Raw genomic sequence first — 17,281 nt, forward strand, 5'->3', positions numbered from 1 at the left:
AAAAAAGTCAAAATATTCAAAAAAAATCAATATAAGATAAAAAAGGGAGAAGGTTCAGAAAGCGGGAGAAAAGAAATATGGGCATCAGGAAGCATACTTGATGGTAATTCCTCTGGACGGTTTTTTAGAGATTACTTATCAGGACGTTATGAAACTGATGGTTTGGGAGTACTTTATAAGGTTTATGGAATTGGTGATGATAAATTTGATTTCAGATATTTTACAGGGCCAAAAAGACCTGGTGCGACAAAAGGTAAATATTACCAAGGAGTACCAAATAGCCAATTGGAAAACTTAGATGCAATCAAAACTTCTCCTATAAATAATTTTTATGATTTAGCTGGAAGTTTCGGAAACTGTAGACTTGAAGGTGGTGCAGATTTTAGGAGTGGTAAAAAGCCAGAAAAGCTTTTAAATATAATTCTAAATTATTTTTCAAATGAAGGAGACTTAGTGCTTGATAGTTTTTTAGGTTCAGGCTCTACATGTGCAGCAGCACATAAAATGAAAAGAAAATGGATAGGGATTGAGTTAGGCCAACAAGCTTATTCACATTGCATACCAAGATTAAAAAGCATTATTGAAGATAAAGATAATACTGGGATCACTGCCGAAGTCAACTGGCAAGGCGGAGGCGGTTTCAAATTTTACACCCTTGCACCAAGCCTCCTGCAAAAAGACAAATACGGTAATTGGATAATTGAAAGTAAGTACAATTCGTCGATGCTGGCAGCGGCCATGGCTAAACAAGAGGGTTTCAAGTACCAACCTCACGAAAGCTTTTATTGGAAACAGGGTTTTAGTACCGAGCAGGATTTTATATACACCACTACACAATTTATTACCGTTGAAACCCTCGACCGTATTTACGATGAAATGCAACCCGGCGACAGCCTGCTTATTTGTTGCAAAAGTTTTCAAAAGGAATGCAAAGGAAAATACAACAACATTACCATCAAAAAAATACCGCAAATGCTACTGGGCAGGTGCGAGTTTGGCAAAGAAGATTACAGCCTGAATATCGTAAACCTGCCGGTTGATGAAACCGAACACGAAAATGAACCCGAAGAAGATATCAGCATTCAGGAAATAAACGAAGCAACGCAGAAAAAAACTGAAACCAGGCAAAAAACATTGTTTGATTAAAACCGCAAAACTATGATACATAAATTAATATTGAAAAACTTCAAACGCATCAGGGAAGAGGTTTTTGAGTTCAACCAGTTCGATTTAATTGTTGGTGCCAACAACAGTGGAAAAAGCACCGCATTGCAAGCTATGGCAATATGGCAATATTGTGTTGACCAGTTTCGCCTGTCAAAGAAAAAAGGCAGCCGGGGCATACAGGTTGTTTTACCCAACTTTACAGCGCTTCCGTTGCCTGAGTTTAACCTGTTGTGGACCGACCGTACCGACCGCGAATACAAAGAAGACAAATCAAAAAAAGGGGGCAAAGCTCAAAACTACATCTATATTGAACTGGATGTTTACTGGCGTGATGAAAACAACAAAGAACTGAATTTTTGTGTGCTTATGCGCTACCAGTCGCCACAGGCTGCATTTGCCATACCCAAAGAGGGTTGGACCAACTTTAATACTATTAGCAGTTCACCAGGCTTTCCACGCGTTGTGTATGTTCCCCCATTTTCCGGGTTGGAACCACATGAGCAGTGGATGGATGACGGCAACATCAGGCAGCAAATTGGAAAAGCTCAGCCGGGTTCGGTTCAGCGAAATTTGCTGTTTAGAGTTAGTGACAGGGAATGTATACCTGCTAAAAAAAATGATGAATGGAAAGAAATTGTTGCAAAAACCAATGAATGGTTTGGTATTGACCTAAAGATGCCTGAATACGAAAGGGGTATAAGTACCGAAATTGCGTCGGAGTATAAATTTAATAAGAAAACGTTCGATATAATCTCAGGGGGAAGTGGTTTCCATCAAATACTTACACTCCTGGCCTTTACCTACGGTTACAAGGAAGCTACAACCATTCTGTTCGATGAGCCCGATGCCCATTTACACGTGAATTTACAGCGTCAGATTGTAAACTATTTTAAAGCAAATTCAAATAAACAATTCATTATTGCAACTCACTCGGAGGAATTCATTAAAGGAGTGGATATATCTTCCATCATATCAATTCTTTCCGGCAAACCTAAACGGGTATCATCTAATCATGAAGTATTAAATGCTCTTAGCGACATTGATAACATGGATATCGTTCGGACGAATGAAAGTCCTTATATTTTATATGTTGAAGGTGAAGATGACGAACGTTTGTTGTCGAACTGGGCTAACATTTTAGATAAGAATGAAATGTATCAGAAATTTTACCCGTATATTCTGGGTGGTTCCTCGAAAAAGGAAATGAGAGAAAAAGCCGATATACATTACCGGGCGTTAAAACAAATTAACCCGAATGTAAAAAGGGCAATTATATTAGATTACGACAACGATGATGTAGCAATTCATCCCGATCCCGCCCAAGCTGTTTTAAATGAATGGAAACGAAAAAATATCGATAACTATTTATTGGTACCTGATGCCTGGAAACGGGCAGTGGCAAAGATTTTAAATATTAAGAATCAAAATGAGGATTTGTTTTTTCAACCTTATACAAAACTAATTGATGATTTCTTTGCCAATGAAAATTTAAGCTTGCCTCCAAATGCAAAATGGAAAAACGTTAATGCTTCCATATTTAAGGTGTTGGACGGTAAAAAGTTACTTTTCGAAAATGAAGATTGTCTGTTTGAACAAATCAGGGATGAAAGCAAAAACCAAGTCAAAATTAACCGGCAATCGATATCAAATGCAATGAAACCTGAAGAAGTGCATGAGGATGTTGAAAACTTCTTTACTAATCTTTCCAAAATAATTGATAGTTAAACATGAACAATATAGCTCAATACATCAAACAACGCCTGTCACTCCGTGAACCTTTGCAGGTTTCTTTGGATATTCTGGCTCAACTTGCTGAAAAACTCAGCTTACAAAAAGAGGTAGATATTAATACAGAGCTGGAAAAAGTAACAGCCCAATTTCCAACCTGCACTGATTTTGAAAGGGAATTCCCTTCAATGGCCTTTTCAATAGCAACAGGGGTTGGAAAAACCCGCTTGATGGGCGCATTTATAACTTATTTGTATCTTAAAAAAGGAATCCGCAATTTTTTTATTCTTGCTCCGGGAAGCACCATTTACGAAAAATTGATTGAAGATTTTGGCAATCCTGCATTTCATAAGTATGTGTTCAATGGTATTTCAGAGTTTGTACACAATCAGCCACGTGTCATCACAGGCGACAATTATGCGCAGCAAGGGCGTTTATATAGTGAGCAGGAAATTCGTATCAATATTTTCAATATTCAAAAATTTAACCGCGACACTACTGAAGCAACAAGAGGTAAAGAGAAAGGTAAATTGCCTAAAATCAAACGGCTTTCGGAGTATTTGGGGCAAAGTTACTGGAATTATCTTTCCAATCTCAATGATTTGGTTATCCTGATGGACGAAGCTCATCGCTATCGTGCCGATGCCAGCATGAGAGCTGTTAATGAGTTAAAACCTGTACTGGGACTTGAACTTACTGCAACGCCTTTTTACGGCAACAACATCCCGTTTAAAAACGTAGTTTACGAATATTCCCTTGCACAAGCACTTGCCGATGGTAAGTATGTTAAAAGTCCTGCCATTGCCACACGCAAAAATTTGAATACAAAAGGCATGTCCGACAGTGAGATAGAAATCATCAAAATGGAGGATGCCATCAGTATTCATCAGGATACAAAAAACGAGTTGAAAATATACGCCAACAACAACCAGGTAAAGCAAGTTAAACCTTTTGTATTGGTTGTTTGTCGTGATATTTCCCATGCCAATGATATTTATGAATACATCAATTCCGAATCGTTCTTCGATGGGCAATACAAAGACAAAGTATTGCAAATTGATTCATCAACCAAAAACGACGATTACATTGCCCCGCAATTCCTAAGCCTTGAAAACCCCGGCAACCAAATAGAAATAGTAATACATGTGAACATGCTTAAAGAAGGCTGGGATGTAACCAACTTGTACACGATTGTGCCATTACGTGCTGCAAACGCAAGCATTCTGGTTGAACAAACTATCGGACGGGGGTTACGGTTGCCTTACGAGGGTAAACGTACCGGAGACGATAAAATAGATAAACTGACTGTAGTGGCTCACGAAAATTTCGAAAGAGTTATCGAAGCTGCACAAGACACCGATTCTGTTTTAAATAAAATGAACTTTATTGAAATTGATGAAGATGATTTAAAAGAAGAATCCAGGGTTGTTGTTTCCAAAGATACTACGCAATCATTTTTCGATAAAGAAGAAACTGAAATAAAAAATATACAAGAACCGGAGATAAAGCAAAAGGCTCAAAACTCACTTGATGCCAAAAAGGCCATTATTACTGCCCTCCCTGATTTTAACTCATTACCGGAAGTAAGAAAAGTTGAAGACCTTAACAAGGAAGAAGTGAAACGTAAGGTAATGCGTAAAGTTGAACAAAACCTGAAAAGCGGGCAGTTGAACATGTTTGCCGACGATATTGTCAATGAAGCAGAACAGGTTTATGAAAAAATGGTAAGCGAGTACAAACGTAATATTATAGAAATTCCACGTATGGATTTGGTTCAGGGAGAAGTAAAAGTGAACTTTAAACCATTTGACCTTAACGTTGCCGGAATTAATTATACTGCATTAGAGCAGGAAATTATCCGCATGGATTTAAAGGATGGTCGGAATGTTGAAACCTTAAAAGCCAAATCAAGTGGTTCTTATGGCAATCCGGTAAAACTAATTATTGCCGAATTGATTAATTATCCTGAAATTGATTACGATGAAAACGCTGATTTACTATATCATTTAGCCACACAAGCTTTTGAGGCATTACAAAGCAATATTCCCGATGATAAAGAGCTTAACCTGACTGTATATCAATTTAAATCTGCTATAGCCGAAAAAATCTACAATCAAATGAAGCAGCACTTTAAATTGTCAATGCCCGAATATATTGCACCAAAAGTTTTCCCGTTTGTTCGTATTGAACCCTGGAGTTTTTCAGCATTGGTAAACAAAGGCTATCGTGATTACAGAGATATTGTCAGTCCAACCAAAGATGTTCCCAAATATGTATATCGTGGTTTTGAAAAAGCCTGCCATTTTGAATATAAATTTGATAGCAAAGCCGAACAAGACCTATCGTTTGTATTAGAAAATGATAATAATGTGATAAAATGGCTTCGTCCGGCACCCAATCAATTCCGTATCTATTGGGATAACAATTCCAAACGCTATGAACCCGATTTCATTGCCGAAACTAACGATACGATTTTTATGATTGAAGTCAAACGCTCCGACCAAACAGAAGAACAAAGTGTGGTTGCAAAAATGGAAGTTGCTTTGCGATATTGCAAATACGCAACTGAATATACAATTCAAAATGACGGTAAGTCATGGTGCTATCTGTTAATTCCGCATAACGAAATAAGCCGTACTTCAGGGTTTAAATATTTATCAGAAAAATTTATAAAGAAGTAAAAGAGAAAAAACATAAGCACGGATTTCGCAGGAAGCATTCCCTTGGTGGAAATCTTAGCGGATGATTGGAAAAAAGTCATTGACAGAAACAGAAAGAAATAGGTGGCGTTATAATAAACTAAACGATTAAAAGCATGAAAAACATTTACTTACACCTCGAAGAAATCAAAAAAGAGAGCCTGGTGTTTTATGTGCTGATAATTGTAAATTATTTTACCGATTAAATATGGCAGATTCCGAAATATTACTCTATCAAACCGAGGACGGGCAAACAAAAATTGATGTCAGGCTGGAAGAAGAAACGGTTTGGCTTTCGCAGGTTCAAATGGCAGAACTTTTTCAAAAAGAACGTTCGGTAATTACAAAACACATTAATAACATTTTTAAAGAGGGCGAACTGGAAGAAGAAAAGGTATGTGCAAATTTTGCACATACCACTCAACATGGTGCTGTTAAAGGAAAAACACAAATCAAAAACATAAAACTTTATAATCTCGATGTAATAATTTCAGTAGGTTATCGGGTAAAAAGTCATCAGGGAACAAAATTTCGCCAGTGGGCAACCGCACGATTAAAGGAATACATTGTGAAAGGTTTTACCATGAATGATGATTTATTGAAACAAGCAGGTGGCGGAAACTACTTTGATGAATTATTGGCACGCATCCGTGATATCCGCTGGCGCGGAATTGTAATCCGTGCTTTTGATGCACGGTACAGATTGAGTCTTAGGTATCCCTTATGGGGCATATCCGCACCAGCGCGAGACCAGGCTTGTGTCATAATTGAATAAAGGGCCCGGCTACAAATAGCTGGACCCTCGGTATTTTTGTTTAAACACGTTGTGAAGCAGTGTCATTTTATTATTTAATCTTCCCTGAAATATTCTTTGCTCGCGTTGCAAATAGGGCACTTGTAATCATCCGGTAAATCTTCAAAAGGAGTTCCCGGGGGAATTCCGGCGGTTGGGTCACCTTCCTCGGGATTATATTGGAAGCCGCAAATGCTACAGGTAAAGGTGTTTCCACTTTTTTTAAATTTATCTTTATTACTCTTTTTATTCTCTTTATTTTCAGCAGCTTTATCTTCAGGTTCATCATCTGCCTCTTTCTCTTTATCCAGCTTCTCTTTTTCGATATAGGTTGGTGCATTTTTGGGCGATAGCATTTTAAATTTCTCGCGGTAATATTTGTAAGTCAGCGGATCATCGTCTGAAATGACATCGCTGTCCTTAACTTCGCCAATTATTAACAGGTGTGTGCCAACGTCGTGGGTTGAAATCACTTCGCAGTCGAACCAGGCCACTGCAGAATCGAGAACGATTGGTGTACCGGTTGCGGCTGTTTTGGTTTCCACTTTTTGGAACTTATCCATGTCATCGCTCGACATAAATCCAAACTCGCCAATCAGTGAAGAACTGGTTTCTTTACTTAAAACCGAGAGCGAAAATTTTTCACTATTCAGAATTTTATCAATTGTTGCATTTTTTTTATTGCAGCTAATGGCAATCCGGGGTGGCTCAGCGGTTACCTGAAATGCGGTATTGCCAACATAACCAGCTTTTTCGCCGTTGGTTTCGGTAGCAATTATATACAAGCCGTAAGATAATTTGTGAAATGCTTTATATTTCATACTATTTAAATTGTTTGTTTTTATTTTAAAGGTATAGTATGTAACCTGCCCGGCTACGCTGGTCAGGCGGGCTCGCATGTATTTTAATCATCATCTTGGGGGCAAATGTATTACACGCTCGTTTCATACTAACAGAATTTTATTTTTACATTTATAAAAATAACTAAATTTAGCTGATATGAATAAGATAGCTTTACTTTTATTGCCGGCATTGTTATTTGCTGGATGTTTCGATGTTTCAGCAAAATACCCGTTGATTGTTTTGCCTCACGGGGGAGTTCACAGCGATTTTACAACCTGTTAAATCACTGAAAGTTGAAGGAAAACCTTTCGATTATGAAATTTTTGATGCACTTCCCGGCGGGCATTCGTTTGATCGTATGAACACAAAAACCGGCAAGGAAATTCGATTAAAAATACACCGGCACCTTGCAAAATACCTCAAGCCCGGAAAGCCAATTAATTCTTTAAAAGAGTTGCAAAAAGCGGCTTATAAATTTTAAACCAGGAGTAAAAAATGTTGTTGTCTCTGTTAATGAAATAAATGATACAGAAGCAAGATCCATAGGTTTTTTTATCCCGGATAAAAAATTTGTCTCAAAAAGGGAAACATTTCAAAAAATATTCCTAATTTGGTACGGAATTTACAAAACATGGACGAACAGCCTTAAATCAAAGAACATGTCAAACCCAAAAAACAACATTCGGTACAAAGTTTTCATTGTTGAAGACAATAAACTCTACGCACAGGTTCTCAAAAAACAGCTTGTTGATAACCAATACCAGGTAAAAGTTTTTTACAATGGCAGAGATTGCATCGCACAGCTCGATGATCAGCCCGATGTAATTACGCTGGATTATACACTCCCGGACATGACCGGGCAAGAAGTATTAAAGGAAATCCAGAAGAAACTGCCTGATACGCATGTGATAATTATTTCGGCGCAGGAAAGCATTAACACGGCCATTGAGCTGATGAAAAACGGAGCTTACGATTACATTATGAAAGCTCCCGATACGCGTGAAAAACTGACCAATATTATTAAAAACATCTACCAGTCGGACCAGTTAAAAGAGGAAAACACCCGGCTGAAAGATGCAATTAAAGAACGGTACCATTTCCGAAAACTGATAAAAGGAAACAGCCGCGAGATCGACCATATTTTTAACCTGATGGAGAAAGCCATACAAACCAACATTTCTGTTTCTATCTGCGGCGAAACGGGGACTGGCAAGGAGTTGGTTGCCAAAGGCATTCATTATAATTCTCCACGAAGCAACAAGCCGTTTGTTGCGGTAAACGTATCGGCAATACCCGAAGGTTTGGTCGAGAGTGAATTGTTTGGACATGAAAAAGGTGCTTTTACCGGCGCTGACTTCAGAAAGACAGGAAAATTCGAGCTCGCTAATTCCGGGACTTTGTTTTTGGATGAAATAGCTGATTTGGATCTGAATATCCAGGCCAAACTTTTGAGGATTATTCAGGAGCGTGAAGTTACGCGCCTGGGAGGAACTGAAGAAATTCCACTCGATGTCAGAATACTGACCGCGACTCACAAAAACCTGTCCACACTGGTTTCTGAGGGTAGTTTCAGGCAGGATTTATATTACCGTTTGCTTGGGTTGCCAATAGAGCTGCCCCCGCTAAGGCAAAGAGGAAACGATGTTATTTTGCTTGCCAAACATTTTGTAAACGAGTTCTGCAAAGAAAATAATATGCCTTCCAAAAGCATTCCGGATGAAACCAAACAACTTTTACTTAACTATAATTATCCGGGAAATATCAGGGAATTGAAAGCAATTATGGAGCTGGCCTGTGTTATGACCAACAGTGACACCATTAAGCCGGCTCATTTAAATATGAGTGTTGAAGAGAACGTTCAAAATCTATTGTCGAACGAGAGAACGCTCGAAGAATATAACCATGAAATTGTTCAGTATTTTTTAAATAAGTACAATCAAAACGTAAGGCTGGTGGCCTCAAAACTCGGAATCGGAAAATCTACAATTTACAGGATGCTCCAGAAAAGGGAGCTGGCATTTAATTAATAAAAGCACATTATTTTGCATTTTGCTAAATTTTAATACATTTGTAACGCAATACGTTCTGTATTGCTTGTGTGTTTGGGGGTTTATTTAAGGGCAGCTTTTGAGCTGCCCTTTTCGTTTGCAAAGAATTACAATACAACACTTCAAAATTTCATTTATGTTACTTATTTTCGTGGTGATTTTTTTGGGAGAGAATTATTCATATCTAACAACGGATGGCTCAATCTGGTAATGAGGAAATTATAATAGTTTATGTGATTGGCACCTTCGCCATGGTTCTGCTTGCAGGTGTCATATTTTTCTTTTTTGTTACCTACCAGAAACGATTGTTAAAGAAAGAACTCGAAATTAACAGGATGAAAGCCGAGCAGCAGGAAGAAATTCTCAGGAACATAATGCATGCGCAGGAAAAAGAAAGAAAACGAATTGCTCAGGATTTGCATGATGAAGTTGGAGCTATGCTTTCGGTTGTAAAGATGAATGTTGGAAGGATTGAAAGCAAATCAACCGACGAAATTCCCCAAAAACTTGCTGGCGAAACCAAAACCTACCTCGGTGATGTAATTACCCAGGTGCGACGTATTTCACGGGCATTGATGCCACCATCACTTGAAAAACTGGGACTTTCATTTGCTCTCGAAGAACTGGTAAACTGGATTAATAAATCGGACCAGGTAAAAGTTGATATAGAAGAAAGCGGGGAACCGTTCCGTTTAACTCCCAAAAAAGAATTGTCCGTTTTTCGTATTGTGCAGGAACTAATCAACAATGCCCTTAAGCATTCACAGGCTAAGTGCATTTCTGTTAAAATGCGTTTTACCCCAAATTATATGGCTGTTTCGGTTGCCGATAACGGGATTGGGTTTGAACCTGAAAAGCTAAAAAGTACTGGTTTGGGGCTCAAAAACCTCGAAAGCCGCGCCCAAATGATGGGGGCCGATTATAAAATGAAATCATTTCCCGGTAACGGAACTTTTGCAATATTGCGAATAAAATCCAAAGCTGATAAAAAATAATTTAACAATGGTTACCAATCAAAAAATTGACCTTGTTATTACCGACGACCACAAACTTTTTCGGAAAGGACTTAGTTCATTATTGTCTGATTTTGAGTTTATTGGAAATATTTATGAAGCTTCAAATGGTATAGAGTTACTTGAGTTGCTGCAAACAGTTGATTCAAAACCTGATATAATTTTACTCGATCTGCAGATGCCTGAAATGGATGGAATAACCGCCAACAATGAATTAAAAAGAATATTCCCGGATATTAAGGTGATAATTCTTACCATGGAAGATGATGCCCAGTTTATATTGTACATGATAAAGCAGGGCGTTAACGGGTATTTAATGAAAGATGCCGACCCGGATGAACTGGCAGCTGCAATTAAAAGTGTAATCGAAAAGGATTTTTATTTTTCAGATAATATATCGCAGTTAATTTACAGGAACCTGAATAATAAAAAGAAGAAGAGTTCCGGTTTATTTATCCATAAATTCACTCCCCGCGAAATTCAGACGCTTGAATTAATTTGTAAGGAATATACTGCGGCCGAAATTGCAGAAGAAATGAATTTGAGTGTGCGGACTATCGAAGGATACCGCAGTAACCTCCTCGATAAATCGGGAGCCAAAAATATTGCGGGACTCGTAGTTTATGCCCTTACAAATGATCTTGTAAATTTAGAATAAAAAAAAGGGGTCCCGGCCAAGAACCCCTTTACGGATAACCCGTAAGTAAAATGCTCCTAAAGTTATCTTATTTCACGAGAGAGAGAGAGAAGTTGTTTAACGGATTGTGTGAAATTTTGATAATTTGGAATGGAGCATAAAATGGTGTGCCCAAGTTTACATTATTGAGTATTTGGATAATGCTTTTATATTTTCCGTTGTTTTTCATTAATTATCACTTACTTTTTGTAACAGCAAATTTCACGATTTCGAAGGTTTAAAAAAAGAGTATTTCTACGGGAAATTACATGTGCGTAGTTTTACGGTATTTGATACGTGGAACTACGCAGGAATTTCAAATATTATGAAAAATAAAAGGCTGTCCAATTTAATGAACAGCCTTTTATTTATAAGCTTTTAGCAGGTTACTTTATATTTGCCTGTGCTGCCGCAACGCGTGCAATTGGCACACGGTAAGGCGAACAGCTAACATAGTCCATTTTAACGCTGTCGCAGAACATAACCGATGAAGGTTCACCACCATGTTCTCCGCAGATACCGATTTTTAATTTCGGTTTCACACTGCGTCCTTTGTCAACTCCCATTTTTACTAACTGTCCAACACCTTCCTGGTCGAGTACCTGGAACGGGTCGTTTTTCAGAATTCCTTTTTCAAGATAAACGGGGAGGAATTTTCCTGCGTCATCGCGTGAGTACCCAAAGGTCATCTGGGTAAGGTCGTTGGTTCCGAATGAAAAGAATTCGGCCACTTCGGCAATTTCATCGGCAGTAACCGCAGCACGTGGAACCTCAATCATTGTACCTACCAGGTAATCAACTTTGGCGCCTTTTTCTTCGAAAACTTTTTGTGCGGTTTCATGGATAATATCAGCCTGAAGTTTCAATTCTTTTACAGTACCAATGAGCGGAACCATAATTTCGGGACGGGCATCAACTCCTTTTTGTTTCAGGTTAACAGCTGCCTCAATAATTGCCCGCGCCTGCATTTCAGTAATCTCGGGATAAGTGTTTCCGAGGCGACAACCACGGTGCCCAAGCATTGGGTTGAATTCATGTAAATCGTCAACCAAAGCTTTTACGGCCTCAACAGAAATTCCCATTTCCCGGGCCATTTCTTTCTGGTTAGCTTCTTCGTGTGGAACAAATTCATGTAATGGCGGGTCGAGCAGGCGAATTGTAACACCAAAACCAGCCATAGCTTCTAAAATTCCTTCGAAGTCTTCGCGCTGGTATGGAAGCAGTTTTTCAAGTGCTTTGCGTCTTTCCGGCTCGTTGTTCGCCAGTATCATTTCGCGCATGGCCATAATGCGGTCGCCTTCGAAAAACATGTGTTCTGTGCGGCAAAGGCCAATACCTTCGGCACCAAATTTCCGGGCAACTTTCGCGTCATTCGGAGAATCAGCGTTGGTACGCACTTTCATGCGGGCAAACTTTTCAGCCAAATCCATGATTTTAGCAAAATTACCGCTCATTTCAGGATTTTTGGTATCCACTTTTCCTTCGTAAACTTTTCCGGTTGAGCCGTCGAGCGAAATCCAGTCGCCTTCTTTAAACTCTTTCCCGTCAATAGTCATTACGCGGGTTTTGTAATTAATTTTTACAGCGCCTGCTCCTGAAACGCAGCATTTACCCATGCCTCGGGCAACAACGGCTGCGTGAGATGTCATTCCTCCTCGAGCGGTTAAAATGCCCTCGGCAAGATGCATGCCTTCAAGATCTTCGGGCGAAGTTTCTACACGAACCAGAATAGATACCGGATATTTGGCTGTTTCGTCGGCAAAAAATACTACCTGGCCTGTAGCGGCACCTGGTGAGGCGGGCAATCCTTTTGCCACCACATTCGCTGATTTAAGTGCAGAAAGAACAAAAACAGGGTGAAGCAGCTCATCCAGTTTGTTGGCATCGATGCGCGACAGTGCTGTTTTTTCATCAATTTTTCCATCTTCAAGCATGTCAACGGCTATTTTAGCCATTGCAGCACCGGTGCGTTTCCCGTTACGGGTTTGCAATAACCACAATTTACCTTCCTGAATGGTAAATTCCATGTCCTGCATATCGCTGTAGTGATCTTCCAGTTTTTGCTGGATTTCATCCAGTTCTTTGTATAATTCCGGCATTGTTTCTTCGAGCGACGGGAATTTGGATGCTCTTTCTTCTTCACTTATCCCTTGGAGTTCAGCCCATTTTCTTGAACCTGAAAGTGTAATTTCCTGAGGTGTGCGAATTCCGGCAACTACATCTTCGCCCTGGGCGTTAATCAGGTATTCACCATTAAAAATGTCTTCCCCTGTTGCGGCATCGCGTGTAAAAGCAACGCCAGTAGCCGATGTGTCGCCCATATTTCCAAATACCATTGCCTGCACGTTAACGGCAGTTCCCCATTCGTCTGGGATTTTTTCCATTCTGCGGTAGTAAATTGCGCGTGGATTATTCCAGCTTCCGAATACAGCTGCAATTGCTCCCCAGAGTTGTTCCCACGGGTCGGTAGGGAAGTCTTTTCCGGTTTCTTTTTTTACCGCTGCTTTAAAACGTTTAACCAGTTCCTGCAAATCTTCAGTAGTGAATTGCGTATCCAGCTCAATGCCTTTTTCTTCTTTTAATTGTTCAATGATCTTTTCAAAAGGATCGCTCTCTTCTTTGCTTGCCGGTTTCATTTCCATTACCACATCACCGTACATTTGAATGAAACGACGGTAAGAATCCCATGCGAAACGGGCATTCCCCGATTTTTTTGCAATGCCTTCAACAGTATCGGCATTCATGCCGAGGTTCAGGACAGTGTCCATCATTCCGGGCATTGATGCGCGGGCACCCGAACGAACTGACATCAGACACGGATTATCCTTGTCTCCAAACTTTGTGTTGGTCAGTTTTTCAACCTGGGCAACGGCTGCCTCTACCTCAGGTTTAATTACTTCAAAGGTTTTTTCCTGTCCTTGTTCGTTATACATTGTGCAAACTTCGGTAGTAATTGTAAACCCCGGTGGAACAGGTACACCTATTAAATTCATTTCCGCAAGGTTTGCCCCCTTGCCACCCAGCAGGTTTTTCATATCAGCCTTACCTTCGGCCTTGCCGGCACCAAAAGTATATACATGTTTTGCCATAAGAAATTATTTTTATTTGTTACTGAATAAATTTCATAAATATTTCGGGACGCTAAAGTAACTTAAATTTTTTATAATTAAAACAGCCCGTAGCTATTCCATAACAGGCTCTGTCCCATATTCAACAGAAATATAAAGGAAAACAGATTGTCATATTAAAAAATTGTAAACAAACTTTCAGTGAAATTTAAAACTTTTTGGTATTTTATTCGGAAAATTCATGTTAAACTGACATTTTGAAAGCAGGCATCCATTTGGTTTCATTTTGTTGCTTTAAGGGTGGATGGAACTATTTATCATTTTGAAAATGAAGTATTAACATTCTTTAACTTTGGTTTCAAAGTGTTAACTTAATTCTGTCGTATTTTTGTAATAGTATTTGAGGTTAATGTTTTTTTTCATAGAGAATAGATTTGGTTAGGTTAGAAAAACAGGGGTGATGATTCGCTCCTGTTTTTTTTGCTTACTGCCAAAAATGCACCTCCATCCGTCATTTTATGCAATTATTTCATTGGTTTTATTGTCGTGTGCGACATTCTGTCTTTCAGTTGTTTATGGATTGTTATTTGTGGTTGAAAGAAAAAATCAACGATTATGAATTTAAATAATTTTACGATAAAAGCACAGGAAGCCATCCAGCATGGTTTTCAGATTGCACAAGGGAATAACCAGCAGGCAACTGAAACTGGTCATATTTTGAAAGGGCTCACACATTCAGCTGAAAATGTGGTGGAGTTTCTGTTAAAAAAACTTGGCGTAAATACTTCCATTTTTCTGCAGGCATTGGATAAAATCATCGAATCGTATCCGCGTGTTACCGGGGGCGATCAGTACCTCTCTTCAACCGCCAACCGGGTTTTGCAAAAATCGCTGGCACTGGCCCAGGAGATGGGCGACCAATACGTTTCGGTTGAGCATATTTTGCTGGCACTGCTCGATGCCAATGATTCAGTTAGCCGGTTGATGAAAGATAACGGCATTTCAAAAAAAGATTTGCAAAAAGCCATTGAAGAGCTTCGCAAAGGTTCAAAAGTTGACAGCCAAACGGCAGAAGACAAGTTCAACTCTTTGAACCGTTTTGCAATGAACCTCAACGAACGCGCCCGTACGGGTAAACTCGATCCGGTTATCGGCCGCGATGAGGAAATCCGCCGCATTTTGCAAATTCTCTCCCGGCGCACTAAAAACAACCCCATTTTAATTGGAGAACCCGGAACGGGAAAAACTGCAATTGCCGAGGGGCTGGCTCACCGTATTGTTCGTGGCGATGTGCCGGAAAACCTGAAGACAAAACAAATTTTTTCGCTCGACATGGGCGCCCTCATTGCCGGCGCAAAATACAAAGGCGAATTTGAAGAACGCCTGAAAGCTGTGGTTCACGAAGTGGTGAATTCCAACGAAGAAGTTATTCTTTTTATCGATGAGATTCACACGTTGGTGGGAGCCGGGAAAAGCGAAGGGGCAATGGATGCTGCCAATATCCTGAAACCTGCGCTTGCCAGGGGCGAACTGCGCGCAATTGGTGCAACCACTTTTAACGAGTATCAAAAATATTTTGAAAAAGACAAAGCGCTCGAGCGCCGTTTCCAGGTGGTTCATGTGGACGAACCGGATACCCTGAGCGCCATATCGATTTTGCGCGGTATTAAAGAACGTTACGAAAGCCACCACAAAGTGCGCATTAAAGATGACGCGATTATTTCGGCCGTTGAACTTTCGCAGCGGTATATTTCTGACAGGTTTTTGCCCGATAAAGCCATCGACCTGATGGATGAGGCAGCTGCAAAACTGCGTCTCGAAATGGACTCGGTACCTGAAGAACTGGATGAAATTGAACGTCGTGTAAAACAGCTTGAAATTGAACGGGAAGCTATTAAACGTGAAAAAGACGATAAAAAGCTGGCCCAGTTAAGCGAAGAAATCTCAAATCTGAAAGAAGAACAATCGCGGTTAAGGGCAAAATGGGAAAGCGAAAAGTCGGTAATTAACGCCATTCAGAAAAAGAAATCGGAGATTGAAGATTACCGTTTTGAAGCTGATGATGCCGAACGGCAGGGACTTTATGAAAGAGTGGCCGAGTTGCGGTATGGAAAAATAAAGGAAGCAGAGAATGAAATTGAAAAACTGCATAAAGAGCTTCAGAAAATGAAAGAGGGCGAAAGCCTGATTAAGGAAGAAGTGGATGCTGAAGATATTGCAGAAGTTGTAGCTCGCTGGACGGGGATTCCGGTTGCCAAAATGTTGCAGAGCGAGCGCGAAAAACTGCTGCACATGGAAGAAGAGTTGCACAAACGCGTGGTTGGCCAGGATGAAGCCATTGCTGCAGTTTCCGATGCTGTACGCCGAAGCCGTGCCGGCCTGCAGGATGAAAAACGTCCCATTGGGTCGTTTATTTTCCTGGGCTCAACAGGGGTGGGAAAAACAGAACTGGCCAAAGCACTGGCCGAATACCTGTTTGACGATGATAATATGATTACGCGCATCGATATGTCGGAATACCAGGAGAAATTTTCTGTTACCCGGCTAATTGGAAGCCCTCCCGGTTACGTGGGATACGACGAAGGAGGGCAACTTTCGGAAGCAGTGCGCCACAAACCTTATTCAGTGGTGCTTTTCGACGAGATTGAAAAAGCGCACCCCGATGTTTTTAACGTGCTTTTACAGGTGCTCGACGATGGCAGGCTGACCGACAACAAGGGACGAACCGTTAATTTTAAAAACACAATTATTATAATGACCTCCAACCTCGGTTCGCACATTATTCAGGAAAGTATGGAAAACCTGTCAGACAAAAACCAGGAAGAAGTGCTGGAAGAAACACGCCTGAAACTACTTGATTTACTGCGCAAGTCAATCCGGCCCGAATTTCTGAACCGAATTGATGATACTATTGTTTTCACGCCACTGTCGAGAAAAGACATAAAGGAAATTGTCCGGTTACAGTTTAACCAGGTAATAAAACGGTTATCGGGTACTGATATTAAAATTTCAATTTCTGAAAATGCCGTTGATTGGCTGGCACAGGCAGGGTACGATCCGCATTTCGGGGCACGCCCTGTAAAACGGATTCTTCAAAGAAATGTACTGAATGAATTGTCGCGTAGAATACTTGCCGGCCAGGTTGATAAAACAAAACCCATTGAGATTGATGAAAAAGAGGGCAACCTGATATTTAAAAATTAGGTGCAGAATAAGGTGCCCTGGCTCTGAAAAAGTCAGGGCATC

The 17,281-nt window shown here is 40.1% G+C and carries 10 protein-coding genes; 8 read left to right on the top strand and 2 right to left on the bottom strand.

Annotated elements, in window-relative coordinates; all coding sequences use genetic code 11:
* The 4 genes from ACTCNA_RS04765 to ACTCNA_RS04780 form a co-directional block, all read left to right on the top strand.
* Positions 1-1,146 (top strand): site-specific DNA-methyltransferase (locus ACTCNA_RS04765; RefSeq protein ID WP_462946756.1); only part of this gene is annotated, 1,146 nt, incomplete at its 5' end.
* A gap of 12 nt (positions 1,147-1,158) precedes the next feature.
* Positions 1,159-2,892: an ATP-dependent nuclease gene (locus ACTCNA_RS04770; RefSeq protein ID WP_462946757.1), complete on the top strand. Its 1,734-nt coding sequence runs from the start codon at positions 1,159-1,161 to the stop codon at positions 2,890-2,892.
* Positions 2,893-2,894: 2 nt separating this feature from the next.
* Positions 2,895-5,576, top strand: a complete 2,682-nt coding sequence (locus ACTCNA_RS04775; protein ID WP_462946758.1) for a DEAD/DEAH box helicase — start codon at positions 2,895-2,897, stop codon at positions 5,574-5,576.
* Positions 5,577-5,802: 226 nt separating this feature from the next.
* On the top strand, positions 5,803-6,369 hold the full coding sequence (locus ACTCNA_RS04780; RefSeq protein ID WP_462946759.1) for a virulence RhuM family protein: 567 nt from the start codon (positions 5,803-5,805) through the stop codon (positions 6,367-6,369).
* A 74-nt stretch (positions 6,370-6,443) separates the two neighbouring features.
* Here the strand turns inward: ACTCNA_RS04780 and ACTCNA_RS04785 are convergent, their stop codons facing one another.
* Positions 6,444-7,208, bottom strand: coding sequence for a flavin reductase (locus tag ACTCNA_RS04785; RefSeq protein WP_462946760.1), 765 nt, complete (start codon positions 7,206-7,208; stop codon positions 6,444-6,446).
* Positions 7,209-7,889: 681 nt separating this feature from the next.
* Here ACTCNA_RS04785 and ACTCNA_RS04790 point away from each other — a divergent pair.
* The 3 genes from ACTCNA_RS04790 (at position 7,890) to ACTCNA_RS04800 (ending at position 10,949) form a co-directional block, all read left to right on the top strand.
* The gene (locus ACTCNA_RS04790) at positions 7,890-9,257 is read left to right on the top strand and encodes a sigma-54-dependent transcriptional regulator (protein ID WP_462946761.1); all 1,368 of its coding nucleotides are present in this window, start codon (positions 7,890-7,892) and stop codon (positions 9,255-9,257) included.
* Positions 9,258-9,472: 215 nt separating this feature from the next.
* A complete protein-coding gene (locus ACTCNA_RS04795; RefSeq protein WP_462946762.1) occupies positions 9,473-10,273 on the top strand; it encodes a sensor histidine kinase in 801 nt (266 codons plus the stop codon).
* 7 nt (positions 10,274-10,280) lie between these two features.
* A complete protein-coding gene (locus ACTCNA_RS04800) occupies positions 10,281-10,949 on the top strand; it encodes a response regulator (protein ID WP_462946763.1) in 669 nt (222 codons plus the stop codon).
* 404 nt (positions 10,950-11,353) lie between these two features.
* On the opposite strand, the gene ppdK is transcribed toward ACTCNA_RS04800, so the two are convergent.
* Positions 11,354-14,056 carry a pyruvate, phosphate dikinase gene (ppdK, locus tag ACTCNA_RS04805; RefSeq protein ID WP_462946764.1) on the bottom strand — a complete coding sequence of 901 codons (2,703 nt, stop codon included), beginning with the start codon at positions 14,054-14,056 and terminating at the stop codon, positions 11,354-11,356.
* 594 nt (positions 14,057-14,650) lie between these two features.
* Between ppdK and clpB the strand changes: the two genes are divergently transcribed.
* Positions 14,651-17,239: an ATP-dependent chaperone ClpB gene (clpB, locus tag ACTCNA_RS04810; RefSeq protein WP_462946765.1), complete on the top strand. Its 2,589-nt coding sequence runs from the start codon at positions 14,651-14,653 to the stop codon at positions 17,237-17,239.
* The last annotated feature ends 42 nt before the right edge of the window (positions 17,240-17,281 follow it).

The organism is Tangfeifania sp. (assembly GCF_055108615.1).